The organism is Planktothrix serta PCC 8927, from assembly GCF_900010725.2.
GTDB classification, from domain to species: domain Bacteria; phylum Cyanobacteriota; class Cyanobacteriia; order Cyanobacteriales; family Microcoleaceae; genus Planktothrix; species Planktothrix serta.
On record NZ_LR734861.1, the window covers coordinates 25,728 to 52,217 of the forward strand.

Genomic DNA, 26,490 nt, shown 5'->3' on the forward strand with positions numbered 1-26,490 from the left:
TTATTTTAACCTTTATTTTTTGTTTTAGCTATCTATCTGAGGGTAGGATTTTTATTGAAAACTATAAAATTACGTTGATTGTGATCACTTTAATCGAGGATGGGTAAAGCCCATCATGTATTAATTTATGATTTCAATATCGATATTGGTGGGCGGAGCCCACCCTACACAAATTAAGATATTGGTGGGCGGAGCCCACCCTACAAAAATCAAGTTTCATACAAAACAAAACTTTCGGGAACTAAAGTTAATTCTGAAGTATCCCTTAAGGTTTCGGGTAAATTCGATCCTGAACCCATCCACTTTTTGTCAGTAGAATCTATGCGTTTATGCCAAGTTTTACCGATTAAATCAGGACTGTAGGAAACTGGATTTTTACTATAATTAATCAGACAAAAAACCTGATTGTCTTCAAACCAACGCCGGAAGGATAATAATTTATTCTCCTCAATACAGTGGACTTCTTGATGATTGCGATCGCGTAATTTTAACGCTGGAATACTCTTGCGTAACTGAATCAAAGTTTGATATAATTTCCATAAAGCTTGATGTTTTCCTTCCTGTTTCAACTGCCAATTTAACTTACATTGATCAAAGATTTCTCGACTTTGAACATCAGGAGCATCACCCGCGAGATGAAACGCTTCAAAATCTGCTTTTCGCCCTTTTCGCACCGCTTCAATTAAATCTTGATCCGAGTGACTAATAAAATATTGAAAGGGTGCAGGTTCTCCATATTCTTCCCCCATAAATAATAAGGGAATATAAGGCGACAGTAACACCGTTACAGCCGCTAATTTCAACGCTTCATAAGAGACTAAAGCCGTTAACCTTTCCCCTAATAAACGGTTGCCAATTTGGTCATGATTTTGACTAAAAACTAAAAATTGATAGGGGGGGCAATCTTTCGCCGACTCTCCATGTAACCGTTTACGGTTGGGTGAATAATCCCAAGTATAAATAAAGCTTTCTCGATAAGATTTGGCTAACTGTTCGCAGCGACCATAATCTTTGTAATACCCCATATTTTCACCCGTTAATACCGTATGAATGGCATGATGAAAATCATCGCACCACTGCACATCTAAACCATAGCCTCCTACCGCTTTTGAACGGATTAATTTAGCATCGTTTAAATCCGTTTCTGCCATTAAATAAAACTTCCGACCTTGCTGTTGAGAAAATTCCGCTACGTTATCGGCTAATTCCTGTAAAATATGTTTAGCACCGAGATCAAAAATATTATCCGCCGCATCTAATCTCAAGGCATCAATATGAAAATCTCTTAACCAATATAGAGCATTTTCAATGATAAAATCTCTGACACCCTGACAATAAGCTTGGTCATAATTAATCGCAAAACCCCAAGCTGTTCGATAACGTTCGGTAAAATAGGGGCCGAATTCTCCTATATAATTTCCTTCCGGGCCAAAGTGATTATAAACGGCATCTAAAATCACGGCAACGCCTTGCTGATGGCAAGCATTGACTAAGCGTTTTAACCCTTCTACGCCTCCATAAGAATTTTGAGCCGCATACAGATAAACGCCATCATAACCCCAATTGCGATCGCCTGGAAACTGAGCAATTGGCATTAATTCAATAGCATTAATTCCTAACTTTAATAAGTCAGGAAGACGGGGAATAATTGCCTCAAAGGTTCCCTCTGGGGTAAATGTACCAACGTGCAATTCATAAACAATTAATTCATCTAAGGGAATCGTTTTCCAGTCGTTATCCTGCCAAACAAAGGTATTTTGATCGATGACTTCAGATGCAGCATGAACCCCTTCCGGTTGAGAATGGGAAGCGGGATCAGGATGAGTAGATTCGCCATCTAATTGATAAAAATAACGGCTTCCTGGGGAAATATTTTCAACCGTTTTACTCCAGTATCCTTGTTCATCCCGTTCTAAAGCAATTAACCGTTCTTCGGGGGAGATAATCTTAACAGCAACAGTTTTTCTTAAGGGCGACCAGACGCGAAATTCACAGCAATTATCACCTAAATAATTAGCACCGATTTTCATGATTAAATGGGGGGTTAACTACAGTTTTGGGTGTAGAGATGGGCTTGGGCTTGTCTCTACTTCTTTAATTTCTATCGGTAACTCAACGGAATTTCCCTCTGTCGGTTGTAATAAATTGGTTTCTGGTTGAGATAAGGTTAAATCCTTGGAACGTTTGATTTTAAGCTTTTCGGCTAAGGTATCCCGTTGATTGACCAAATAGATACTGACTAATGTTAAGCCAACTCCCATTGATTGTAGCGGACTCAGGACTTCTTGTAAAAAGAAATTTCCAAACAATAGGGCGAAAACTGGAGTTAGAAAGGTTAGCGAACTCAAGCTAGTTAAGCTACCACTGGATGCAAAATAGAAAAATAATCCATAAGAGATCGCGCTTCCAAATGTTGTGGAATAACCCATCGCTACCCAACCCGACAGATCAATATTTTGCCATTGTTGAGTTTCTAAAATTGCCGATAACCCGAATAAAGGTAAACCTCCAATAATCATGTGCCAACCTGTTCCCATAACCGGATCAGCATATCGACAAACCCACCGCACTAATACCGTCCCCACCGCCATTGATAATGCTGCTAATAACATTAACCATTCCCCACTATTAAACAGTTGAGTTAGACTTGCAGAAGTGGTGAATAATTCGGGATTAAATAAGCCTAAAATCCAATCATCGGGTAAACCAATAAAACTAATTCCAATTAGACCAATAGCTAACCCTAACCATCCCCAAAACCCAATAATTTCTTGAAATAACCACAGGGATAAAATCGCAACGGCTAAGGGTTGGGAGTCGATCATCACCGATCCTAACCCGGCCCCCGTCCGCATTAACCCTTGGGCTAAAAATCCTTGAAATAAAGTTGCATCCACAGCCCCAAAAATTGAGATCCATAACCAAGCTCGCCAGCCTTGCGGTTGCGGACGTCCGGCCAGCAGCCCCGCTAAGAGTACCAAAACCCCAGCCGGGACTAACCGCACTCCCGCCATAAAAAACGGCGTTGTATGGGGAATAACGCCTTTCATGGCTACCATCGCCGTCCCCCAAAAGAAGAACGGGGCAATTAACAATAAGGGCTGAAAGGGTAATTTGGCTTGGGTTTGCGGTTGCTGCATTCGCTTCTCCGGGTAGGGGGGACAAAAATTATGTACTTTTATTAAGAAGTTTATACAATATTATTAATTTAATATAGTTTTGTCATTCCCCATGATTTGGCCCTTTAAACCTCGATACCGCAAACAAATCGCCCGCATAGAAATTAATGGTGCGATCGCCGGAGATACGCGCAAACGGGTGTTAGAAGCCCTGAAAACCGTTGAAGAGAAGAAATTTCCCGCCCTATTGTTGAGAATTGATAGTCCTGGGGGAACCGTTGGCGACTCCCAAGAAATTTATAGTGCCCTAAAACGGTTGCAGAAAAAACTCAAAATTGTTGCCAGTTTTGGCAATATTTCGGCATCGGGTGGCGTTTATATTGGCATGGGAGCCGAACATATTATGGCGAACCCAGGAACAATTACTGGAAGTATTGGTGTTATTTTACGAGGGAATAATTTAGAACGGTTATTAGAAAAAGTCGGTGTTTCTTTTCAAGTGATTAAATCGGGGCCTTATAAAGATATTTTGTCTTTTGACCGAGAATTGACCGACCCAGAAACACAAATTTTACAAGAATTAATTGATACCAGTTATCAACAATTTGTCCAAACCGTTGCCGAATCTCGGAACTTACCCGTAGACACAGTTAAAACCTTTGCCGATGGTCGAATTTTTACCGGACAACAAGCCGTTGAACTGGGAATTGTAGATCGTTTAGGAACAGAAGAAGAAGCGCGACGTTGGGCGGCGGAATTGGTTAAACTCGATCCCGACAAAACCGAATGTTTCACGTTTGAAAAACCTAAACCTTTTTTTAATAAGGTTTTAGGGAATAATTTAGCCCCTAATAGCATTATTGCGGCAAACAATTGGTTAGAATTCGAGTTATCTACAAACGGTTTACCCTTGTGGATGTATCGACCCTAGAAGGGGACAGAGGGAAAAGAGTTCACTAACCCCGCCCCAAAAAAAAAGTGCGGGGATTGCTTAAACCAATTCACTCAACAGGATTAACCCTCCCAAAAGCTGGCTGATCAAACAGTGAACTCCCCACCTTTCCTTGTCCCCATCTTCCCTTCCCCTATTTCTGCGGATGTTGATCTTGTAAATATTGTTCTATATCAGAAATAGCTTCTTCCAAATCTGATAAACTGATCCCTTCGGGGTGTTTGGAAGGACGAGAGGGAGATACCGTTTTCTCAGGGGGGGTAGCTTGAGGGGTAGGAGTCACTGTATCTGGCTCTTGGAATGCACTTAATAATTCTTGATCAAAAGACTCAATAAATTTTTCGGCGGCACTACGACGAAGATCTTGCTGATTTTTATTCATGACGGGGTGACTCCTGAAACGATAAATCTCTCTTGCTAAAAACAAATAACCTCGTTAAATCAGATTCCCAAAGAATAGAATGGTTAGAAAACTTAAGGCTAAGGGGAAAGACCCAAAAGAAAGGTTAGATTAAACCTAACCTAGCACGTTTATTGGGACAGATTCGTTTTAAATTGGGCTTTGATCACCGAACAGTATCTCCCGCTTGGCAAGGAAGCATCCACAAGGACTAGAATGTTGATCTGAGCCAGTGACATTCAATCTTGATGGAGCCGTTGATTCATGGATGAAAAAACCCCACCCGCCATTGTCCGACCCAAACCGCCTGCGGAGATGCAACTGACACCCGCAGGAAGCGAAAAATCAATTCGTCCCCCCCGTTCATTCTCGGATAAAGATAGACCCTCCTTTAGTAAACCCCGTCGAGTAGAGGTGACTCCGGTTAAACCTTGGGTTGAACTCGATGAGGCTCAAAATCAAGTGGGTGAAGTCTTCAATCTGGGGGATATGATCCAAGTTAGATCTCCTTGGGGAGAAATAGCGATCGCACAGATCCAGCAGTTCTATGAAGTTTCTCCGGGGAGTTTGTGGGCCTGTTTTGTCCCCACAGAGGAACGAGAGGAATGGACGTGGAAAGGGGGATCTATTCGGGCAGAACTGTTAAAAAAAGCGTAATTATAAACCTAGGTAGTTAAACAGTTTTACGAGGGGTAAGACTGATGCTCCTAGCCTAACAAGCTCTTAAAACATTGGCGTTCGCGCAGCGTGTGCGAAGCACTCAGCTAACTTTACCCTAGAAATAGGTGTTAGGAGACAACCATATCTCCACAGAGGGGCAACCCTACCCCTCTACCCCGAAAGGGGAAATATAAAGCCTAACTAGAAATTAGGGGTTTCTACCCATTTTTCCGATGAAACCTGAATATCAAGCTGTTAATATTTTAATCATTGATGATTCTGCGATCAACCTTAAATATTTAGGGAAACTCCTCAGCTTGCAAGGATATCAAGTTCAACTGGCTAATTCCGGTGAATTGGGATTAAAGATGGCTTTGGATTCCTTTCCCGATCTGATCATATTAGATATTATGATGCCCGGTTTGGATGGATATCAAGTCTGTCAACAACTAAAAGCCGATAGTAGAACTCAGCAGATTCCCGTGATTTTTGTTAGTGTGATTGAAGAGGTCTCTGAAAAAGTTAAAGCCTTCCAAATTGGAGGAGCAGACTATCTGACCAAACCTTTACAAAAAGATGAAATTCTAGCTCGAATTCATCATCAATTGACGATCCAAAGTTTGCATCGTCAATTAAAAGCTCAAAACCTTCAACTTAAAGCCGAAATTCAAACCCGCGAACAACTTGAAGAAAAATTTTCTAAAGTCTTTTTAAATAGTCCAAATCCGATTTCATTAATAACCTATCCAGAGGGCTGTTTTTTAGATGTTAATCCGAGTTTTCTTCAGACCTTTGGTTATCAACGTTCTGAAATAATTGGTCAAAGAGAAGTTGACTTAAATCTGTGGGTCAATTCTGAAGATGAACACCTGTTAAAGCAACAATTTCAACGGGGAAAACCGATTCATAACCAAGTGATTCAGCAACGAACCCAAACGGGAAATATTAAAACGTTGTTATTATCAGCCGAATTAATTATATTAGAGCAAAAAACCTGTATTTTATCAATTATTAATGATATTAGTGAGTTAGAATCCGCTTTAAAAGAGCGTCAACAAGCCGAAGAAGCTTTAAGAAAAAGCGAAAAAAAATATCGAAATTTAGTTGAAACCTCTCACGATATTATTTGGTCAGTCAATTTAAAAGGGTGTTATACCTTTGTGAATCCGGTTGTTTATACCTTAATGGGATATGAACCGAAAGAAGTGATTGGCCGTCTATTTTCCCATTTTGTTCCTCTGGATCAAGTCTCTTATGTTCAAAGGGTATTTCAACCTATTTTAGCGGGTCAATCTTTAGTCCGACAGCACCTAATTAATGTCTCTAAAGACGGAAAATGGGTGCACTTGTTAGTTAATGCTTTTCCGGTTTATAATGCTCATGGAGATGTGATTGGAATAACAGGAACAGCATCGGATATTACCGAACAAAAAACAACGGAACGGGCCTTACAACTGATTGTAGAAGGAACCGCTTCAAAAACGGGTCAAGAGTTTTTTCGTTCCTGTGTTTACTATTTATCTGAAGTGTTACAAGTGCGCTATGCTGGCGTTTTTCGACTGTTAAAATCTTCTCAACCACAACTAGAAACCTTAGCCTTTTGGACTGGAGAAAAATGGTATGATCAGTTGGTTTATAAATTAGCCGGAACCCCTTGTGAGCAGGTAATTAAAATGGCTAAACTCTGTCATTTTAGCGATGATGTTCAAAGTTTATTTCCTGATGATCCAGAATTAGTGAAATTAGAAGCTCAAAGTTATTGGGGAATTCCTTTATTTGATTCTAACCGAGATATCATTGGGATATTAATTCTGATAGATACTCAAAATAAACAACTGAATGTTAGTCAAGAATCCATATTGAAAATTTTTGCGGATCGGGCGGGGGCTGAACTAGAACGACAATTAGCGGAAGAATTACTAGAATATCGCTCCCGAATGGATCACCTCCTCAGTCAGATTTCTCGACTCTTTATTAATGAAACAATAGACACGGCTATTCGTTATACCCTGCAAGAAGTAGGTCAATTTTTTCAATGTGATTGGACATTTATTTTTAATTGCCATTCTCAACTAACCCCCTGGGAAATTACCTCTCAATGGTGGCTAACAGAACAAAATAATGAATCCCATCAATATCCGGTTTTATCTTATCAAGCTGTTCCCTGGATTCATCAACAATTACAATACAAAAGAACTCAAATTTTAGCAATTTCCGACGTTGATAAATTTCCCCATTTCTTCCCCCCAGATCAAAAAACCCTTCGTTGTATTGGTTGTAAATCCCTAATTTTTATCCCGTTAATGAAATCAGGAAAAACTAAAGGATTCATGGGAATTATGAATTTCCATTCTGTGCAAGACTGGACATTAGAAACACAGAACTGGCTCAAATTAGTGGGAGAATTAATTGCCATTCGTCAAACAGCCCAAGAAACTCAACAAGCTTTAGAACGCAGTAAAACCCGCTATCAAAATTTAGCTGATAATATACCAGGTATGATTTATCAATTTATGCTGCATCCCGATGGTTCTATGAGTTTACCCTATGTGAGTTCAGGGTGTTGGGACTTATATGGATTATCCCCAGCCCAGGCGATGATTGATGTTCATCAGTTATTTGAAAAGGTTTATCCTGAAGATTTTCGGGGAGTTTTGAGTTCAATTTGTGATTCGGCGGAGAGTTTAAAACCTTGGAATTATACCTGGCGAATTATTACGCCTCAAGGTCAAATGAAATGGTTACAGGGAAATGCTCGTCCTGAACCTCAATCCGATGGTAGTATTTTATGGGATGGTTTAATTATTGATATTAGTAAAAATAAACAAGCAGAAATCCTCCTGGGGGAAACAGCCCAACGTCAACAAACCCTAGCCCGAATTATTGGTCGAATGCGGCAAACCCTGGATTCTGAAACTATTTTTACCACCGCAACTCAAGAACTTCGCTATGAATTAAAAAGCGATCGCGTGGCAATTTATCAGTTTAATTCTGAGGGTCAAGGTCAATTTATTGCAGAATCTTTCGCCTCTGGTTATCAACCCTTAATCTATCAATCTATTCAAGACTTCCATTATGATCCGAGTATTCTTGAGCCGGAAAATTGTGTTTTATCGAGTTTAAATCAGGAAGATCGGATTCAAGATACCTATTTACGAGATATTCAAGAGGGTGTGCATCGGGATGGTCTGAGTTATTTGTGTATTTCTGATATTTATCAAGCTGGTTTTCCCGATTGTTATCTACAATTGTTAGAACAGATGCAGGTAAAAGCCTATTTAATTGTTCCGATTTTCTGCCAAACTGTATCTGCGGCCGTTGAGTCTATTCCAGAAGGTTCCGCAGCCGCTCCGGCTGAGTTAAAATTGTGGGGACTGCTGGCTATCTATCAACATTCGAGTTCCCGTCAGTGGCAAGAATCAGAAATTAATTTAGTTGTACAAATTGGCGCTCAATTGGGAGTCGCACTGCAACAAGTGGCTTTATTAACTCATACCCAACAGCAATCGGTAGAACTCTGTCAAGCTAAAGAAGCCGCCGATGCCGCCAACCGGGCAAAAAGTGAATTTCTAGCGAATATGAGTCATGAATTACGCACGCCTCTGAATGCAATTTTAGGCTTTACTCAACTGATGAATCAAGATTCTAGCCTGAGTCAAGAACAACAAGAACAGATCAAAATTATTCATCGCAGTGGCAAACATTTATTAGCCTTAATTAACGATATTCTGGAGATGTCAAAGCTAGAAGCCGACCAGATTAGTTTGAATGAAACCAGCTTTGATTTATTTCATGGGTTAGATTATCTCCAAGATTTACTCAGCACAAAAGTTAAAGCTAGAGGATTAGAATTTGAGTTAATCCGCGCTCAGAATCTCCCGCAATGGATTATTGCGGATGAAAATAAACTCAGGCAAATTCTGTTAAATTGTTTAGGACATTTGATGAGTTGGACAGACACCGGAATCCTACAAGTTAGAGTTAAACCGATATTCCCGAAGACAGGGAGTTTTTCTACAACCGATCCATCCGATCTTACCAGTCAGGAGATTAAACTTGAATTTGAAATTGAAACCACAGTACCGAATCGGGAATCGGTAGAAATTCAGGATTTATTTCAACCTTTTACATCAATTCAACGGAGTCTAACCTTTCCAGAAGCACAAGATTTGAGTTTACCCATTAGCCAACAATTTCTACATTTGATGCAAGGAACTATCGTGATCGAACGTTCCTCAAATCAAGGGGTAAAATTAACTTTAGTGATTCCTGTCCAACTCGCAGAAACTCAACTAAACTATCAAGTTTCCTCCCCTGGGAAAATTATCGGCTTATCCCCGAATCAGCCCCATTATCGCCTGTTGGTGGTGGAGGATCAAATTTCCTGGCGTTGTCATCTGACTCAGTTGATCGAACAAATGGGGTTTGAGGTCAAGGAAGCCGAAAATGGTCATGACGCTTTAATCCTTCAGCGTGCTTGGAAACCCCACTTAATTTTGATGAAAATGTGGATGCCCATTTTGAGCGGTTATGAAGTGATTCAACGCATTCGTCAGGAGGAATTTCCCGTTGAAAGTTCAGAGGAGGGGTTAATCAACTCTCAAACCGAAGTTGATGGAGGACTCCCCCATCAAACGATTATTCTTGCCATGATCCCATCGGGATCACAGGAGGATAAACAGTTGGCTGTATCTGTTGGTTTTGATGATTTTTTGTGTACACCTTTTCCAGAGGATGAACTTTTGTACAAAATAAGTGAATATTTAAAGGTGCAGTATCAATATGCACCCGAATTGTTATCTCAACCGCCAGGATTTCTGACCCATTCCCAAAGCATCGCTCTGACTCCGCCTCTGGTTTTACCGACTGCGTTAGAGGTGATGCCTGCCGAATGGGTCGAACAACTCTATCATGCGGCGGCTCAATGTAGCGATCGCTTATTATTGCAACTCATTGATCAAATTCCCTCTGAATATCAAGCGATGGCTCAACATTTGAGTCATTTAGTGGATAACTTCCGCTTTGATCAGGTCATGGAATGGGCGAAACAGCCTGAAGATTCAGCGCAGGAAACATAATGATTGAGAAACAACCCGATACTTCCAGAGGAAATATTCTGATCATTGATGATAATCCTGAAAACTTGCGATTATTATCACGAATGTTGGTTCGGCGGGGGTATGAAGTTCGTCAAGCTATAAATGGAATAATCGCGTTAAGAGCGATTGAAATTCAGCAACCCGATATCATTTTATTAGATATTATGATGCCTCAGATGGATGGCTATGAGGTGTGTAAATGGATTAAAAATAATCCCCAAACAACTGAAATTCCAGTGATTTTTTTGAGTGCTTTGGATCAAGTTCAAGATAAACTTAAAGGCTTTGCGGCGGGGGCGGCGGATTATATTACTAAACCGTTTCAATTTGATGAAGTTTTAGTACGGGTTCAAAATCAACTATCGTTACAGTTTGCTCGCAAACAAATTGTAGAATTGAATACGGAATTAGAACAACGAGTGAAAGAACGCACTCAACAACTAGAAGATGTTCATGCTCAACTGCTGAAAAAAGCACTTTATGATGAGTTGACGGCTTTACCGAATCGAGTTTTATTTATTCAACGCTTAGAAGCCACTGTTCAAGAGTTACAAGCAAATCCGAATATTCAGTTTGCTGTTTTATTTTTAGATTGCGATCGCTTTAAAGTAATTAATGATTCTTTGGGACATTCTGTTGGAGATCAATTATTAATTGCTATTGCCCAACGTTTACAATCTTCTTTACCCAATGTTGATATTTTAGCTCGATTTGGAGGAGATGAATTTGCAATTTTATTAACGAATTTAACTCAACCTGAAATAGCTATTGAAATGGCTGAAAAAATTATTGAGATTTTATCTCAACCTTTTTCGATTCTATCCTATCCGATTTATATTAATGCCAGTATTGGAGTTGCCTACAGTCAACCAGACTATACCCGACCGGAACAAATTTTACGCGATGTCGATACGGCGATGTATCGGGCAAAATCACGGGGAACTTCCTGTTATCAAGTTTTTGATTCCTCGATGTATCAAAATGCCTTATCGTTTTTACAGCTTGATACGGATCTTCGCACCGCAATTAAAGAACAACAATTTCGGGTGAATTATCAACCGATTATTGCTTTGAAAACAGGTAAAATTGTCGGTTTTGAAGCATTAGTTTGTTGGCATCATCCTCAACGGGGTTTAGTCCCTCCGGGCGATTTTATCCCCGTCGCAGAAGAAACAGGTTTAATTACAGAAATTGGCTATTGGGTTTTGCGACAAGCGGGAGAACAAATTTATCATTGGCAACAACAATTTACTGATATTCCTTTAACGATTAGTATTAATCTCACCCCTCGACAATTTACCCAAGGTAACTTAATTGCTCAACTGGATGAAATTATTCGGGAGACTCATCTCAATTCCCGGTCTTTAAAATTAGAAATTAAAGAAAGTGCGATTATGGATAATCTCAAAACTGCACAGATTATTTTAAATCAGTTACGACAACGAGAAATTCAACTCAGTCTTGATGACTTTGGGACGGGATATTCTTCTTTGAGTTATCTGCATTCGTTTCCCGTTGATACTTTGAAAATTGATCGCTCTTTTATTCAAGGGTTAGATGAAATTCCCCAAAAATTAGGCTTAGTTCCTGTGATTATTAATATTGCTCAAAAGATGGGAATGAATGTGATTGCAGAAGGCATCGAAACCGCTCACCAATTAGCGCAATTAAGACAATTAAATTGTGATTTTGGTCAAGGGTATTTCTTCTCACAACCGTTAAATCCTGAACAAGCCGTTAATTTACTATTATCATTCCCGCAATGGTAATTAATCAGTTATCAGTTATCAGTTATCAGTTATCAGTTATCAGTTCCCTGTTCCCTGTTCCCTGTTCCCTGTTCCCTGTTCCCTGCTAATTTAATAATTTCATTTAACGAGTAATATCAATTTTAATTTTTCCGCTAAAATCAGGAATTGGGGGGACAGGTTTAGTTAACTGTACCCGCACTTTTTCAACTAACGGTTGTTGTAATAAGGTGTCTGCTATTTCGGCTGCTAATCGTTCTAAAAGGGCAAATTTCTGAGTTTTAATAATATTCTCAACAGTGGTAATTGTGTGGCGATAATCGATAGTATCTGCGATCGCATCACTATTTCCGGCGGGTCTTAAATCCAACCACAAGGTCACATCCACCTCAAACCACTGTCCTAACACCTGTTCTTCGGGTAAATACCCCGTATAACCGTAGCTGCGAATCCCTGAAATCTGGATTGAGTCCATCATGGCTAAATTAATATGACATTTTCCAAGGGATATGTTATACTATTAAAAGTGTGGGTATGTAGCTCAGTGGATAGAGCATCAGGTTCCGGTCCTGAGGGTCGGGGGTTCGAGTCCCTCCATACTCGTTAAGTGTTAAGTGTTGTACAGTGAGACTTTCACCCTGAGCATCAGTACCTAAACCTGATGCTCTATGCCACTGCATGACTGAATTTAACTTTAAATTATCCTAACTAGCCTAGAAAAACCTCAGCAGGTTAGTCTTTACAATTTCTTTGTGTCTTTGTGTCTTTGTGGTTAAATTAAAGCTTAACCCTTGTCAAGATACCTACGGGAACTTCTATATAATAAAATACTTTTAATCTAATGGAAGATTTACTCAGTCCCTTCCCTTTATTAATTCTAATCTCAGTTTAGGAGGAACAATTCCCTTTGTCAAGGAAAATAAACTTAATACTCTTTGTTATCTAAAAATTCGCGTAACCGCATTAAATTAATCGTTTGGCCCAAATTTAACGGTAATACAGAAATTCCTTCTAAGCGAGATTGTACCCAACCTTCTCCCCAATACCACTCATGAAACCCATCAATTCCGCGACTTAATAACAGTCTTAAACAGTTGGGTTGGGCGACATCAACATAATGTTCAATCGAGATCGGGCCGAGGGAACTGGTAAAGGTTAATCCGGGTTGAAATTGTTCAGGAAGTCCAGAGTTAAATTGTTGAGGCCATAACCACTGTTGTAACTGACTTGGACGCATTAAGCTGTCTCGAATATCAGTTTCTTTAGCATTGATTTCAATACGAAGACTACTCTGTTGAAACGTACCCAGCATAATAATTTCACAAGTTTAAATAACTGTATCACTCATTCTATCAAAAACATCTTCTACTGACACCCAACACCCTAGTTAACAGATCATGTTGCCTGTTTCACACACCCTAGGTTAACAGGCAAGATGCCTGTTCCACACGACACCCGATAAAATAGCAGCAGGTACAAATTGTTAAAAACTGTAAACATGGCAGATCAACTCATTCGAGCAACGGCCGCTGATGGGGGAATTCGGGCTGTAGGCGTGATTACCACCCGTCTGACGGAAGAAGCGAGACAACGACACAAACTGTCTTATGTAGCAACCGCAGCGTTAGGGCGAACCATGGCCGCGGGGTTGCTGTTAGCATCAAATATGAAGCGGGCAGAGTCCAGAGTCAATATCCGCATCAAAGGCGATGGGCCCTTGGGAGGAGTCTTAGTAGATGCGGGGTTAAATGGCACTGTCCGGGGTTATGTCGATTATCCTGATATCGAACTTCCCCCCAATTCCCTCGGAAAATTAGATGTCGGGGGTGCTATTGGTGACAAAGGTTATGTGCGGGTGGTGCGAGATGTCGGTTATGGCTATCCCTATACCAGTACCGTTGAATTAGTGTCGGGTGAAATTGGCGATGACATCACCCACTATTTAGCGAATTCCGAACAAACACCTTCTGCTTTAGTATTAGGGGTATTTGTTGATAAAGAAGGAGTGCAAGCTGCTGGAGGTTTATTATTACAAATCTTGCCAAAAGCGGCAATGAATGAAGAACTGATTACTAAATTAGAATCCCGTGTGGGGAGTTTATTGGGATTTACACCTTTGTTGAGAGAACATAAAACCTTACCCGATATTTTCCAAGAATTATTAGCAGATATGGGGTTAGTAATTTTACCCGAATCTCAACTGGTTCGCTTTGATTGTAGTTGTTCCTTTGAACGGGTATTAGGAGCCTTAAAAATGTTCGGAACAGAAGAACTCCAAGATATGATTCACAAAGATAATGGCGCTGAAGCCAAATGTGAATTCTGCGGGGAAATGTATCATGCCAATTCCGACCATCTTAGCCAACTAATTGAAGATTTACGCATTCAACCTGAACCCCCAGAAGTGCGGAAAAATTCTATTTTATTTTGAAGGGGTGTTAGCCGTTGACCGTTGGCTGTTGACCGTTGACAGTTGGCTGTTGGCGGTTGACCGTTGGCTGTTAGCAAGCGAGGACACTTCCCTGCTTCCCCTGCTTTCCTTGCTGTTTCAACATCAGCAATGGTATAACACGTAAACAACCGGAGCCAGGTCACGCCCCGTGCTTTCAAGCTGGGGAAGTTTAAACGAAGAACTCCCTCCTGTCTTCTTTCTCGATTCCTGGGGGTAAAATTTTAGTTTGCTTCAAGCTGTTTGGGTGAATTGTGATGAGTGAAAACCAAGAACAACAAAGTCAAAGCCAATCCTCTAATACTACTGCCTCCGGGAATCCTCCCCAAATTCCGATTCGTTCCCTGGTTAGGAAAAGTCGCGCTGAGTGGCTAAAGGAACTTTGCACGAGTTTGGAAGTTGGTAACACCCAACAACCCACTCCCGATGAAACTCCTAATTCCTCTGAGTTGCCAAAAACAGCCAGTCAAATCGTTCTTTATCAACAGCCTCCAGCGTCATCTTCTCCTCAACCCGAAAAACGCAAACGCTTTGTTTTACCAAAAACGATTCCGTCCAGCTTAATTCCTCTGGTACTCTCGTTATTGATTTTAGTTCCCGGTGGTATTGGCGTCTTAGCAGTGGGTCTGTTGTTTCGCTTGCCCGCTTTACCCAATTGTCCTAAAATTTTCTGGCCAGTGGCGTCTGCTTCCCTACGGTTATATTGTGCAGAATCCGCCGCGAATAAACAAACCGTTGAAGATTTATTAGTAGCAATTGATTTAGTCAATAGTTTACCCAAAGATCATCCCCTGCGGCCTGAAATCAATCGCCAAATTGAACGCTGGTCAATGGAGATTTTGAATTTGGCTGAGGAGATGTTTCAAGCCGGACAACTTCCAGAAGCCATTGCTGCTGCTGAAAAAACCCCTGAACATACCCCGGCTGCTGCCCAAGTTTCTAAACGGATTGATCAATGGAACTCGATTTGGGAAGAAGCGGAAGAATTCTATCAGAAAACTGAGGATTTAATGCGAAAAGAAAGTCTAAATTTAGCGTTTAAACAAGCGACATTATTATTGAATTTAGGGAATAATTATTGGGCTACTACCAAATATCAAGAACTGACGGATTTTATTGCCATTGCCCGTGAAGATAGCCAAAAATTAGCCAAAGCTAGAAGTTTAATTGAACAGGGCAGTTTAGATAATTTGGTAGCGGCAACAAAGTTAATTGATCAACTTTCTACAGACAGTTATTTACAGGAGGCCGGACAAAAAGAAATTACTAGCATCAGCAATAAAATTATGGCGTTGGCGGAAGAAACCCTGAAAAATGGCAATTGGCAAGAAGCCATTAATATTGCTAATAAAATCCCCAGTAGTGGCAATTTACAAGAAAATATCAAAGATTTTGTGATCATCGCCCAAGCCCATGCTCCGGCTTTATTAGATACCGTTGCGGGCTTAAAAGATGCGATCGTCCAAACCCAAAAAATCGGTCGAGATCGCCCCCTCTATCAAAAAGCCCAGGAATATATTCGCAATTGGCAAGGATCAATTGACGATGTTGCTACCTTAGAACGGGCGCGACAATTGGCTCAACCCGGCGGCGTCAACGATCTCAGAGCCGCCATCGCCCAAGTCCAGACCATTCCCGCCTCAAACCCTCGTGGACAGGAAGCGAAAACACAACAGGTGAGTTGGACACGTCGGATCGAGGAAATAGAAGATAAACCCTTATTAGACATGGCGGAACAATTGGCCAGTTTTGGCGATCCCGATTCCCTTAAACAAGCCATCGCCCAAGCTCAAAAAATCGGTCGCGGACGTACCTTATATGAAAATGCTCAAAATCAGATTGCCGAATGGACAGATCGCAGTCAACGATTAGAATATCAACCTATCTTAGATCGGGCAGAACAGTTAGCCTCTGAAGGCAATTATGCCGAGGCGATCGCCCAAGCGCAACAAATCAACTCTGGTATCGTATTATACAACACCGCCAATAGCAAAATTCGTCAATGGAAAACCCAACTGCGCGATCTCGAAAATCTCCAAAATTCAGAAACTCTAGCAGCACCAGGTACCCCAGATTCCTACGTTGCTGCGATTAAAATGGCCAATCAAGTCTCTAATTCCAGTGGATTACGATCACAAGTCGATCAACTGATTGATCAATGGAGTCAAAATTTATTGCAACTGGGTTTAGATCAATCAACTTATGATATTCCTGGGGCGATCGCCATCTTAAAGAAAATTCCCTCCCGCAGTAGTGCTTATTCCCAAGCTCAANAACTTTGGCAACAATTTTTCTATACTTTTGTCTTGACTTACTTCCTTTTTGTTTATGGGCTAACTTTTGCTGTTTGCGTTTGAGGTTTTTCTCATGCTTGGCAAGGTGTTTAGGATTATCGTATTTAAAAACCTTTTCACCATCAGTTACAACAGCAAAGTGTTTGATTCCTAAATCAATCCCGTAAATCTTACCTTCTGAAACAGTAGGATTTTCCCCTTCAATTTCAGTCAATATAGATGCCAAATATTTCCCGGAAGGTGTTTGACTAATAGTTACAGTCTTGATTTTTCCTTCAATGGGTCTATGTATTTTGGCTTTGACTATCCCAATATTGCCAGGAAGTTTAACATTACCCTCAACAATTTTGACGTTTTGAGGATATTGAATTGACTGTTTACCTTGTTTAGACTTAAACTTAGGGAAACCTGCACGTTGAGCAAAAAAGTTTTTGTAAGCTGTGGTTAAATTAAGTGTTGTAGCTTGTAAAACCTGGCTATAACAATCAGCCAACCACAGGGTATCTTCGGCTTTTTTGAGCTTAGGAAGTAGGGCGTTGAGTGCTAAGCGTCCCAGCCATGACCCCGTATCTTGATAAACCTGAATGGATTTATTTAAGGCATAATTCCACCACCAGCGCGAACATCCAAATGTTTGGGCTAGTCGTGCTTTTTGCCATGCAGTTGGATACAGACGGACTTGTACAGCTTTATGTAGCACTCGATTTGCACCTCCTGGTCTGAATATATTACTACATACTCCCGAAAACAGTAAAAACAATCGGAAAGATGGGGTCAACTCCGTACCTACGTTGACCCGCCTTTGAACCCACCGCTCACCTGGGTTATTGTAGAGCGGGGGACTTCCCGGCGGTGTAAGTTAAGAAAAACTAGAATTGACACCCATGAAACAGTCTATCTGAGAAATCAGCCTAAAATTAATCTTATGGCTAACTTGCCAGAAGTGGACAGATCCTGTTTAGCCGTCTATCTATTACCCCGTCTACATTTATGATTAGCAACTTATATATTACTGGCCTTGAATTCAATAGCGGTAAATCCTTGATTCTGTTAGGAATTATGGAATTACTCTCCAAGCGAGTTCGACGGTTAGGGTTTTTTCGTCCGATGATTAAGGCAGGAATTCAACCGGATAATGATATTGAACTGGTTCGCAGTCGATATCATTTAGACTTTCCTTATGAGGATTATTATGGTGTCACCCATGAAGAAGCCCGGACTTTAGTAGCAGACGGACAGTATGAAGAAATCTTAAAACGGATTATTGAAAAATACAAAGCCCTAGAAGAAAAATGTGATTTCATGGTCTGTGAAGGAACGGATTTTACCGATATTATTTCTGCTTTTGAATTTAACTTTAATGCTGAAATTGCCAATCAACTCTCTGCACCTATTTTATTAGTTGCTAACGCCCAGGGGAAAACCTTAAAAGAAGTGGTTGGTATTGTTAAAAGTGAGCGAGAAGCCTTTATTGAAAAAGATTGTAGTATCATTGCTACAATGGTGAATCGGATTCCACCAGAACAATTTCAATCGGTTTTTGATCAACTTGAACATATTTGGTCTTATGATGATCCCGTGTTTGTTTTACCTGAAATAGAAGCCTTGGGAAAACCAACAGTAGGGGAAATTGTGGCTGTGCTTGAGGGTCGATTTGTTCATGGCGATCCCGAACAATTAAAACAGGAAGTGTTAACTTCTAAAGTAGCAGCAATGCACGTTCCTAATTTCTTATTTCATATTCGAGAAGGAAGTTTAATCATTACCCCAGGCGATCGCGCTGATATTATTTTAGCCTGTTTAGCCTCGGCTTTTTCCGAAAATTATCCTAATATTGCCGGAATTATTTTAACAGGGGGGTTAGAACTGTCTCCCTCCCTGCACAAATTAATTAAAGGTTTTAAAAAATGGACAGTTCCCATATTTGCAGTAGAAACGGATACCTACAGTACCGCGACTAAAATTAACCAAGTTCACTCAAAAATCACTCCCGATAATGAACGAAAAATCGCCTCTGCTTTAGGGGTATTTGAAAACCATATTGATACCTCTCAAATCGAAAAACGGATTTCTTTATCTCGTTCTTCAAGAATTACTCCGATTATGTTCGAGTATGAACTGGTTGCACGGGCAAAAAAACAACGTCAACATATTGTTTTACCCGAAGGAACAGAAGAACGCATTTTAAAAGCCAGTGAAATTTTATTACGGCGGGGCGTTGTGGATATTACCCTATTAGGAAATCCCGAAGAAATTCGAGAAAAATCTACCTCATTAGGCTTAAAACTCGAAGGCGTTAATATTGTTAATCCCCTGACTTCTCCCTGGTATGAAGACTATGCTCAAACCTATTATGAACTCCGAAAACATAAAAAAATTACAGAAGATTGTGCGCGAGATGTACTCCACGATTTGAGCTATTTTGGTACAATGATGGTCTATAAAGAGATGGCTGATGGTATGGTTTCCGGGGCCGTTCATACCACTGGACATACTATCCGTCCGGCTTTAGAATTTATCAAAACTCAACCGGGATGTTCGATTGTTTCTAGTGTATTTTTTATGTGTTTAGAAGATCGGGTTTTAGTCTATGGAGATTGTGCGGTGAATCCGAATCCTAACCCTCAACAATTAGCGGATATTGCGATTAGTTCGGCTTTAACGGCTAAACAATTTGGCGTTGAACCTTTAGTGGCTATGTTATCCTATTCGACGGGAGAATCGGGTCAAGGGGAAGATGTGGATAAAGTTCGAGAAGCCACATTAATTGCTCGAAAATTACGCCCCGATTTAAAAATAGAAGGCCCTATCCAATATGATGCGGCTGTTGATGAAGATGTTGCTAAAACTAAACTTCCTGGAAGTGAAGTCGCCGGACACGCAACTGTATTTATTTTCCCTGATTTGAACACCGGAAATAATACTTATAAAGCTGTTCAACGGTCGGCTGATGCTGTTGCTATTGGCCCGGTTTTACAAGGTTTAAATAAACCCGTTAATGATTTAAGTCGAGGCTGTACGGTTACTGATATTGTGAATACCGTAGCGATTACAGCGATTCAAGCTCAAAGTATTAATAGTTTAAATTAATATGAAGAAAGAAAGGGCGGGTTTAGGGAGATAATTACTGATCATTAAAGCTCGTCTCGGAACCCGCCCCTACGGTTTAATTGTTGANCAAGTTTCCCAACACAAGCTGCATCTAGCCAATGGGTTTTAGGTAGGTTTAATCGAGTGCGGTTAAATTTAGTTAAACCACCGGAGCCAGTTGAAACAGATAAACCTGTTTCTTTTAATCCATTAAATAGTGACCATCGAGTTGAATTTACCACAGTAGCATCTTTTAAGGGTTGTTTAGCTTGTTTTAAAATCCGTTGCAGTAAGTTAGGTTTACCTGATAGGAAATCTTGAATATCTTGATTTCCTTTCTTTTGATTACAGTCATGACAAGCAACAGTAAGATTGGAAATTCGGTCAGTTCCGCCTTGGGATTTGGGGTGAATATGTTCTACTTCTAAGGGTACGTTTTCAACCCCACAGTAGGCACATTTTCTACTCCATTTTTCCAGTAAATATTGCCGAACTTCGTATCCCTGTAGCTCTCCTTGTTGGTACTCAATTCCAGAGATTTCAGGATTTTCAAGTTGTTGCAAGTCAAATCTGACTAACTCTTGAACAATTGAACGAATGGGTACAAACCTAATTAGTTTACTGACCCAAGTTAGAGTTGTTTCAACTCGATGTTGTAAAGAAGGTGCTAACCATCCTTTTGAACGTTTTCGATTGAGAAANAAAAAATGCGATCGGATATTTTTTAACTCAACTCATTTTTAATATTCTGAAACAACCAATAATCCTGATATTCTGATAAAATAAACTCCATCGCCTCTTCTAATTTAACTTCTAAATCATGGTTTTGGATATCCACGATCATTTGATAGAATAATTCAAACAGAAGTCGCTCATTTTGATTTAATAACATGAGTTTTCCATTCCGAGAGTGATGAAATCTTTCTAATTCTAATTGGCTTTTTTGACCACTGATGGGATAATCATTTTGATCTCGACATAGAATAAATTTTAAATTCGGTTTTTGAACCATTAACTCATTCCAATTTTTGATCCGATGGAAAAAGGGTGATCCTCCTAAATGCAAAAATCCGACTACAAAACTATGGGTTTGAGTTTGGATGACTAAATGTTCAGGAATTACCCGTTTTCCTAAATGTAACATATCGACACTTAAGGGAAAAATCACTAACATTAACGCTTCTAAAAGTGTTGTCAATTTTCCCCAATCATCGCTATCAGTAATAATTTTAGGTTTGGATAAAATCGCTTCTAATAAAATTTGTTGTTCATTAAAATAATTTCTCAGTTGACGTTTAACGAGAGAATCTGACAAAGGGATGAATCTAAATAACTCAGAATTAAAAATTTCTAGGTTTTGCTGATTATTTTTAGCTAAAAATTCCGTGATTTGACCCATCGCTTGTTTCAGTTGTTCCATATCCGTTTCCATCTGTTGTAACCGTCTTTCTACCTCGGCTTCATCAGGTTTTGATACCGGAATTAGTTGATGTTTGGGAAGGGGAATTCCATCAACTTTATATCGATAATAATCCGCCGCCACATTTAAGACTGTACGAATAGAAAGATGATTTAAAATAGCATTAATTTCATCGGCTGCAAATAAATCATCAACAGTAATCCCTAAAAATTGTATTTTTAAATTCAATAACTGTTCTAATTGTTGATTAGAAGGACGGTTAAGGAAAACTTGAGACTGAGACACACGATCAATAATTGATCCATCAAAAACGGCTTTAAATTGTTGCCAGCGATCGGGAAATAGGTTTAAAATAATTAAACTATTAGGAACATGGGTAAAAATCTCTTTAACGGCGGTTCCAAAACAGTGTAATAAGCGTTCATTGTGTTTTAATCCTAATCCCTCCAATTGATCAAAAACAATTATTAAAGGTTCATCTAATAAAGATAAACATCCCAATACTTTTAACGCTTCTAAAGAGGCTTCCTCTCGACTGATTTCATCTTCCCAAGAGGGTAATCCTACCCGGTCTAATTCCTCTTGAGGTAAGTTATTCATCGCCAACCATTGAGTAATAATTTGGCGACGGTTAAAGTCGGTATAGCCACAAAATTTCACAATTCCTTGTAAAAATTTAGGCGCGTAACCTGCGGCGGAAAAGTTATTATTCCACCATTCTAAGGCTCGTTTTTCAATATGTTGCCAAAATTCCCGTTTAGTTTTAGTTTCCGCTTGGGATAAATCTGTAAATAGCTTTAAATTTCCTCCTTGAATCAGTTGTAAAATTTTCTCATCTTTTTGCGTTTTTGAGGTAAAATAGTTATTGGTAGATTTAATAATTTCGGCAAAACTATTCGCCAATAAATATTCCATTTGCGTGTGAATACTATTGGGGACAATTTGGATTAAGGATTCTAAAATCCGGCTGTAGGTATGGAATAAAACCGTGTCGGGGTTATTGGGTTGACGGATAAATAATAACCGATTTTTCGTTAATAAATCTTTAGCTAATCGCATCATCAGGTGGGTTTTTCCCGAACCCGGTTCTCCGATTACCACTGCACCTTTAGTTTGATGATTGGGGTCTAATTTAATATCTCCTAAAATTGCTTTTAGGAGATCGCATTCTTCCGAAAAAATTCCCCTAAAATCCGGGTGATCTTGAAACGGCGTATCAACGCGACTGGTTCCAAAAGGATTAGGTTGAGATTGTAATTCATTTTTGAGAAACTCATTAACAATATGTTTATAGAGTTGATAGGTAAATAACGCATCATATTTCGCTCGATGAGCTAAATCCTTAGTAAAAAATTGACCCTCTAGTTTTAGTCTTAAATGTTTACTTAACGCCTCTAAAGAATGACTATTTAATTGGGGTAAATAACGTTGAGCCAGTTCAAAACTACACTGAAAATCTAATTGCGGTGCAGAAATTCCCACCGCTTTAAAAGTATTTCTCAAGATTTCAATATCATGTTGAGCATAATGACAGATAATCACCTGAGATTGAGCGATTTCAACAAATTCTTTTAAAATCTGTTTTAAAGGTTTAGTGCGATGGGGAATTTTCGGACTTTGGGGATGATTTTCAGCAAAGGCTTCATAAATTAATTCTCCTTGATGATTCACAATTGCTAATTCTCTTAAAATCGGTTGTCCTTCGGTATCAATGACAATAAAATGGGTTGTAGTTTTCATAGGACTCAAACAGAATAAACTTTATGGAGAGAGAGAATCAAATGATCAAGATCACAAAAGACCCTCGACGTTTCTCACTCGCTTCTATGTTCATTGTCACTCACAATGAACGTTATTATCACAGGGTTTTTGAGATCAGCGTCCCTGATATCACTGGAAAAATACGGAATAATTGAAGAATCAAGTTAATTACCCCTATTGCTTCAACTGTTACGGACTTGGAGACGCATGATGAAATATCCTAAACCCCTACGCTCTAACCCCTATAGCAGTTACCGCGATCCCAAAACGGGACGATGGTTGATTGTTAAACCCCTGGAGACTTCCGCTAAAATGGATGAAGCGTAACGTTTTGTAAATCAGTGGGTTGTGATAACACAAGGTTATATCTAGCTGCATCAAGGAACTTGGATCAGCAGCTACTTGAATTACATTTCATATTAAGTATTTTTGAGTAGAGGAATTCTCACTCAAAAATTTTCGGTTTTTAAAGCGGTAAAGTGTCAACTGGATTCCCTAATAATCGCAGAATAATATCTACATTATTTAACTCGCCAACAATACGGCGGACTGGTTTCGGCCAAACTTTAACTAAGGTTGGAGTCGCAGAAATTTGATCCGCTTCTGCTAAGTCGGGATGTTTTAAAACGTCTATAACTTTCAAGGTATAAGGATGACCAATAGAACGTTCTAATAATTGATGGAGCGTTTGTAGAGTTTTTTCTGTCACCAAACTATGACCCGATACAAATAATCGTAAAACAAACCCTTGGTTTTCTAGAAATTCCGGTTCAGGAGATAAATTTAATTGAAAATTGGGAGATCGGAGTTCCGATAAATTTTCAGGGGTTGTTGAATCATGACTTAAATCGTTTTTTTTAACCTCAACAATCAGATCATGATTTTCCCAAAGTTCAGGAAATTGATCATAGTAAGTCGCAATAATTAAAGGATTACAAAACTCCTCTGAACCCGTTGCGGGTTGCCAAATTAAATCCCCCGTATCAAAAATAGTATTTAATAAGGTTTGATATTGTAAAACCGGAGGATAAGCTTCTGCGGAAAACTGGATTTGTTGGGTTTGGGGGTCAACCCATCGGTCATAAGTTGCGGTATAGCAAGGAATCAAAAAATGAGGGGGTTCTGGTAAACTCAAGATTTCTTGCAAATAAGTGCAAAGATGAGAATGCCAGCGACGCTGTTTATTGGGGTCAATACAATAAACTAAATCTCCCCCTGGAGTAAATAAAGCGATCGCCTTAAATAAATGATTAACCGTAGATTGAACTAAATTCAAAACAGCATTCCGTACCAAATGTTAAAATTTTAACCCTTAAATCGGTGAATCGTGACTTCACCTAGAAAAATACTGGGATACTCAAAGATTCATGAAACTAGAGAACCCAGAATCAGAAGAAAAACATGGGAAGGTTGGAAGCCTCGTCTATAAGCGAGCGCGGAGGAAAACCGGGACAAAAGCGGTTAAAACCGCCTGAGTTCTTTTAGAATCCGTAAGAATAACCATCCTTTTTATGAATTGATTGACAATATTTATGACTAATTCCTGTTANGAGAAATCGAGGTTGACGATAGCGAGTTTTACGGTTTCTTCGGGAACGACGTAATGAACGTCGAGATTCCAAAGACATTTTAATCGTTTGACCCCGATGGGTTAATTCTGCACCCCAAATTACTTTGTTTCCTTGAACTAATGCAATTCCAGTGGTTTTTGAACCCGGATCAATTTTGAGGGTTATTTGTTGTATTTCTGGTTCGGGTTTTGACTCCTTTAAGATAATAGTAAACGGATAACGACGATAAACAGCAGCTTGACCTTGATTCAATAACAATCGAGCTTGAGCAGGATGTATTGGGCTTTGAGGTTGTTTATTCGGAGCAATTACAAAGACGTAATTGGACATAAAATAACTCCTATTTCTAGGGTAATGTTCGCTTCGCCAATGTTTTCTGAACTTTTGGCGCTAACAACACTGTCTTACCCCTCGTAAAACTGTTTAATTGTTAACAATAGAGCCACAAACTAGCGTCGCATTCGTGGGTATTATGATCCAGAAAACGTAGCCGTTAGGCTGAGGCGGGTACGAGCTATCTAAAGTTGGAGGCATGAAGCCCCGTCTCTTCAGAGCGGGGTGCTGACTGATAGTTTTACTTTATGCCATTGCCGGGGGAATTGGGCTTAAATTTTACATTTTTGTTAGAGTTAGACTCGTCCTCGTAACATTTGACTCATCTCGTTAGGGAACGGAGAGACCTCTAAACAAATTTCTTCGGTAATCCGTCCTTCCTGATAGAGATTGTAAAGGGATTTGTTCATTGTTGTCATCCCTTCATAGGTATCTTTGAGCATAATTTGATTAATTTCTTCAAACTTGTCTTTAACGATGTATTCCTTAATTACATCGGTATTGATCAAAACATCGTGAAAAGCCGCCCGTTTACCATCGGTAGTTTTACACAACAATTGAGCAATAATCGCCACTAGAGATTCGGAAATAGATACTTTAATCGAAGGTTGTTCCTCGGCGGTAAACATATCTAAAATCCGAGTTAACGTTTTCACCGCACTATTGGTGTGTAACGTTCCAGAGACTAAGTGACCCGTTTGTGCTGCTTTTAAAGCAATTTGCATCGTTTCCTTGTCCCGAATTTCCCCTACCAGTAAAACATCGGGGTCTTGACGCAACGCTCCTTTAAGCGCATTAAAAAACTTTAAGGTATGGCGTCCGACTTCTCGGTGTTTAATCAGGGATTTTTTACTTTCATGAACAAATTCTACCGGGTCTTCAATGGTAATAATATTGTAGGCATAGTTGCGGTTCATGTAGTCAATCATCGCCGCCAGGGTGGTAGACTTACCCGAACCCGTTGGCCCTGTAACTAGAATTAACCCTTTGTGATATTGACAGATTTTTTTAAACACCTCTGGTAACTTCAACTGTTCCAAAGTCAAAATCGTGGAACCAATTAACCGCAATACCAGTGAAGGGCCATTGAGGGCATCAAAGATACTAATCCGAATTCGCACAAAGCCCAAATCTGCCGCGCCGTCAAAGTCGAGATTTTCTTGAAATTGGTGGATTTCCTCATCGGTTAACACCTCCATCAACCAACTCATAAACGTATTTAAGTCGGTGTTCGGCCACTCTAAAGGGACAATATCCCCCCGTTTACGAAAGCGTGGGGGTTCATTAACGCCTAAGTGAACGTCCGAAGCCCCCTCATCGTTGGCTCGTTTGACAATTTCATGTAACGTCGGATTACCAGGGCTAGGGCCTTTGTTTCTGGGTGTCGCCATCACCGTTACTTTAGTCGCCGCAGCTTGAGCCGATGCAGCAACAGCACCACTGACAACAGTAGCCCCAGGTGGGGGAGGTGCTTTCGGTGCAGGTGGACGTGGCGGAACCCCAGGCACTGGTGGACGAGGAACAGGTGGACGCTCTGATTGTGTCATCGGAAAAATGGGTAGAAACCCCTAACTTCTAGTTAGGCTTTACATTT

The 26,490-nt window shown here is 39.9% G+C and carries 16 protein-coding genes, 1 tRNA gene and 2 pseudogenes; 8 read left to right on the plus strand and 11 right to left on the minus strand.

Features of this window, described 5'->3' with window-relative positions; translation table 11 throughout:
• Positions 1-209: 209 nt before the first annotated feature.
• Both treZ and PL8927_RS08335 read right to left on the minus strand, forming a co-directional pair.
• A complete protein-coding gene (gene treZ, locus PL8927_RS08330) occupies positions 210-2,030 on the minus strand; it encodes a malto-oligosyltrehalose trehalohydrolase (RefSeq protein ID WP_083619640.1) in 1,821 nt (606 codons plus the stop codon).
• Positions 2,031-2,048: 18 nt separating this feature from the next.
• Positions 2,049-3,140 (minus strand): DMT family transporter, encoded by a 1,092-nt coding sequence (locus tag PL8927_RS08335; RefSeq protein WP_083619643.1) that lies wholly within the window; start codon positions 3,138-3,140, stop codon positions 2,049-2,051.
• A gap of 91 nt (positions 3,141-3,231) precedes the next feature.
• On the opposite strand from PL8927_RS08335, the gene sppA reads away from it, so the two are divergent.
• The gene (gene sppA, locus PL8927_RS08340; protein WP_083619646.1) at positions 3,232-4,050 is read left to right on the plus strand and encodes a signal peptide peptidase SppA; all 819 of its coding nucleotides are present in this window, start codon (positions 3,232-3,234) and stop codon (positions 4,048-4,050) included.
• A 154-nt stretch (positions 4,051-4,204) separates the two neighbouring features.
• On the opposite strand, the gene PL8927_RS08345 is transcribed toward sppA, so the two are convergent.
• Positions 4,205-4,453: a hypothetical protein gene (locus PL8927_RS08345; RefSeq protein ID WP_083619649.1), complete on the minus strand. Its 249-nt coding sequence runs from the start codon at positions 4,451-4,453 to the stop codon at positions 4,205-4,207.
• 282 nt (positions 4,454-4,735) lie between these two features.
• On the opposite strand from PL8927_RS08345, the gene PL8927_RS08350 reads away from it, so the two are divergent.
• The 3 genes from PL8927_RS08350 (at position 4,736) to PL8927_RS08360 (ending at position 11,999) form a co-directional block, all read left to right on the plus strand.
• Positions 4,736-5,128, plus strand: a complete 393-nt coding sequence (locus PL8927_RS08350) for a hypothetical protein (protein WP_083619652.1) — start codon at positions 4,736-4,738, stop codon at positions 5,126-5,128.
• Positions 5,129-5,364: 236 nt separating this feature from the next.
• A complete protein-coding gene (locus tag PL8927_RS08355; RefSeq protein ID WP_083619656.1) occupies positions 5,365-10,209 on the plus strand; it encodes a PAS domain S-box protein in 4,845 nt (1,614 codons plus the stop codon).
• Positions 10,209-11,999: a putative bifunctional diguanylate cyclase/phosphodiesterase gene (locus tag PL8927_RS08360; RefSeq protein ID WP_083619659.1), complete on the plus strand. Its 1,791-nt coding sequence runs from the start codon at positions 10,209-10,211 to the stop codon at positions 11,997-11,999. Before PL8927_RS08355 ends, PL8927_RS08360 begins: the two co-directional genes overlap by 1 nt.
• 103 nt (positions 12,000-12,102) lie before the next feature.
• Here PL8927_RS08360 and folB read toward each other — a convergent pair whose 3' ends face one another.
• Positions 12,103-12,453, minus strand: coding sequence for a dihydroneopterin aldolase (gene folB / locus PL8927_RS08365; protein ID WP_083619662.1), 351 nt, complete (start codon positions 12,451-12,453; stop codon positions 12,103-12,105).
• A gap of 55 nt (positions 12,454-12,508) precedes the next feature.
• Here folB and PL8927_RS08370 point away from each other — a divergent pair.
• Positions 12,509-12,581, plus strand: a tRNA-Arg gene (locus PL8927_RS08370).
• Between the two features lie 322 nt (positions 12,582-12,903).
• Here PL8927_RS08370 and PL8927_RS08375 read toward each other — a convergent pair.
• Complete coding sequence (locus PL8927_RS08375; protein ID WP_083619665.1) at positions 12,904-13,290, minus strand: hypothetical protein; 387 nt, start codon at positions 13,288-13,290, stop codon at positions 12,904-12,906.
• Between the two features lie 186 nt (positions 13,291-13,476).
• Here PL8927_RS08375 and hslO point away from each other — a divergent pair, with 186 nt between their 5' ends.
• A complete protein-coding gene (gene hslO / locus PL8927_RS08380; protein WP_083619667.1) occupies positions 13,477-14,409 on the plus strand; it encodes an Hsp33 family molecular chaperone HslO in 933 nt (310 codons plus the stop codon).
• Positions 14,410-16,539: 2,130 nt separating this feature from the next.
• Here hslO and PL8927_RS08390 read toward each other — a convergent pair.
• Positions 16,540-17,421 (minus strand): RNA-guided endonuclease InsQ/TnpB family protein, encoded by an 882-nt coding sequence (locus PL8927_RS08390; RefSeq protein WP_407947390.1) that lies wholly within the window; start codon positions 17,419-17,421, stop codon positions 16,540-16,542.
• A 290-nt stretch (positions 17,422-17,711) separates the two neighbouring features.
• Here PL8927_RS08390 and pta point away from each other — a divergent pair, with 290 nt between their 5' ends.
• Positions 17,712-19,811 (plus strand): phosphate acetyltransferase, encoded by a 2,100-nt coding sequence (gene pta, locus PL8927_RS08395; RefSeq protein WP_083619671.1) that lies wholly within the window; start codon positions 17,712-17,714, stop codon positions 19,809-19,811.
• Between the two features lie 95 nt (positions 19,812-19,906).
• Here pta and iscB read toward each other — a convergent pair.
• Positions 19,907-20,512: pseudogene (iscB, locus tag PL8927_RS08400) on the minus strand (RNA-guided endonuclease IscB); the annotation flags it as partial.
• A gap of 23 nt (positions 20,513-20,535) precedes the next feature.
• Positions 20,536-22,971, minus strand: a complete 2,436-nt coding sequence (locus tag PL8927_RS08405; protein WP_083619677.1) for a 3'-5' exonuclease — start codon at positions 22,969-22,971, stop codon at positions 20,536-20,538.
• Positions 22,972-23,169: 198 nt separating this feature from the next.
• Between PL8927_RS08405 and PL8927_RS08410 the strand changes: the two genes are divergently transcribed.
• On the plus strand, positions 23,170-23,319 hold the full coding sequence (locus PL8927_RS08410; RefSeq protein WP_156093137.1) for a hypothetical protein: 150 nt from the start codon (positions 23,170-23,172) through the stop codon (positions 23,317-23,319).
• Between the two features lie 139 nt (positions 23,320-23,458).
• Here PL8927_RS08410 and PL8927_RS08415 read toward each other — a convergent pair whose 3' ends face one another.
• From PL8927_RS08415 to PL8927_RS08425, 3 genes and pseudogenes are all read right to left on the minus strand, one after another.
• Entirely contained in the window at positions 23,459-24,268 is an 810-nt protein-coding gene (locus PL8927_RS08415) for a circadian clock KaiB family protein (RefSeq protein ID WP_083619680.1), read from the minus strand.
• A 274-nt stretch (positions 24,269-24,542) separates the two neighbouring features.
• Positions 24,543-24,893 (minus strand): annotated as a pseudogene (locus PL8927_RS08420) (RRXRR domain-containing protein); the annotation flags it as partial.
• A gap of 299 nt (positions 24,894-25,192) precedes the next feature.
• A complete protein-coding gene (locus PL8927_RS08425) occupies positions 25,193-26,443 on the minus strand; it encodes a type IV pilus twitching motility protein PilT (RefSeq protein ID WP_083619682.1) in 1,251 nt (416 codons plus the stop codon).
• Positions 26,444-26,490 lie beyond the last annotated feature (47 nt).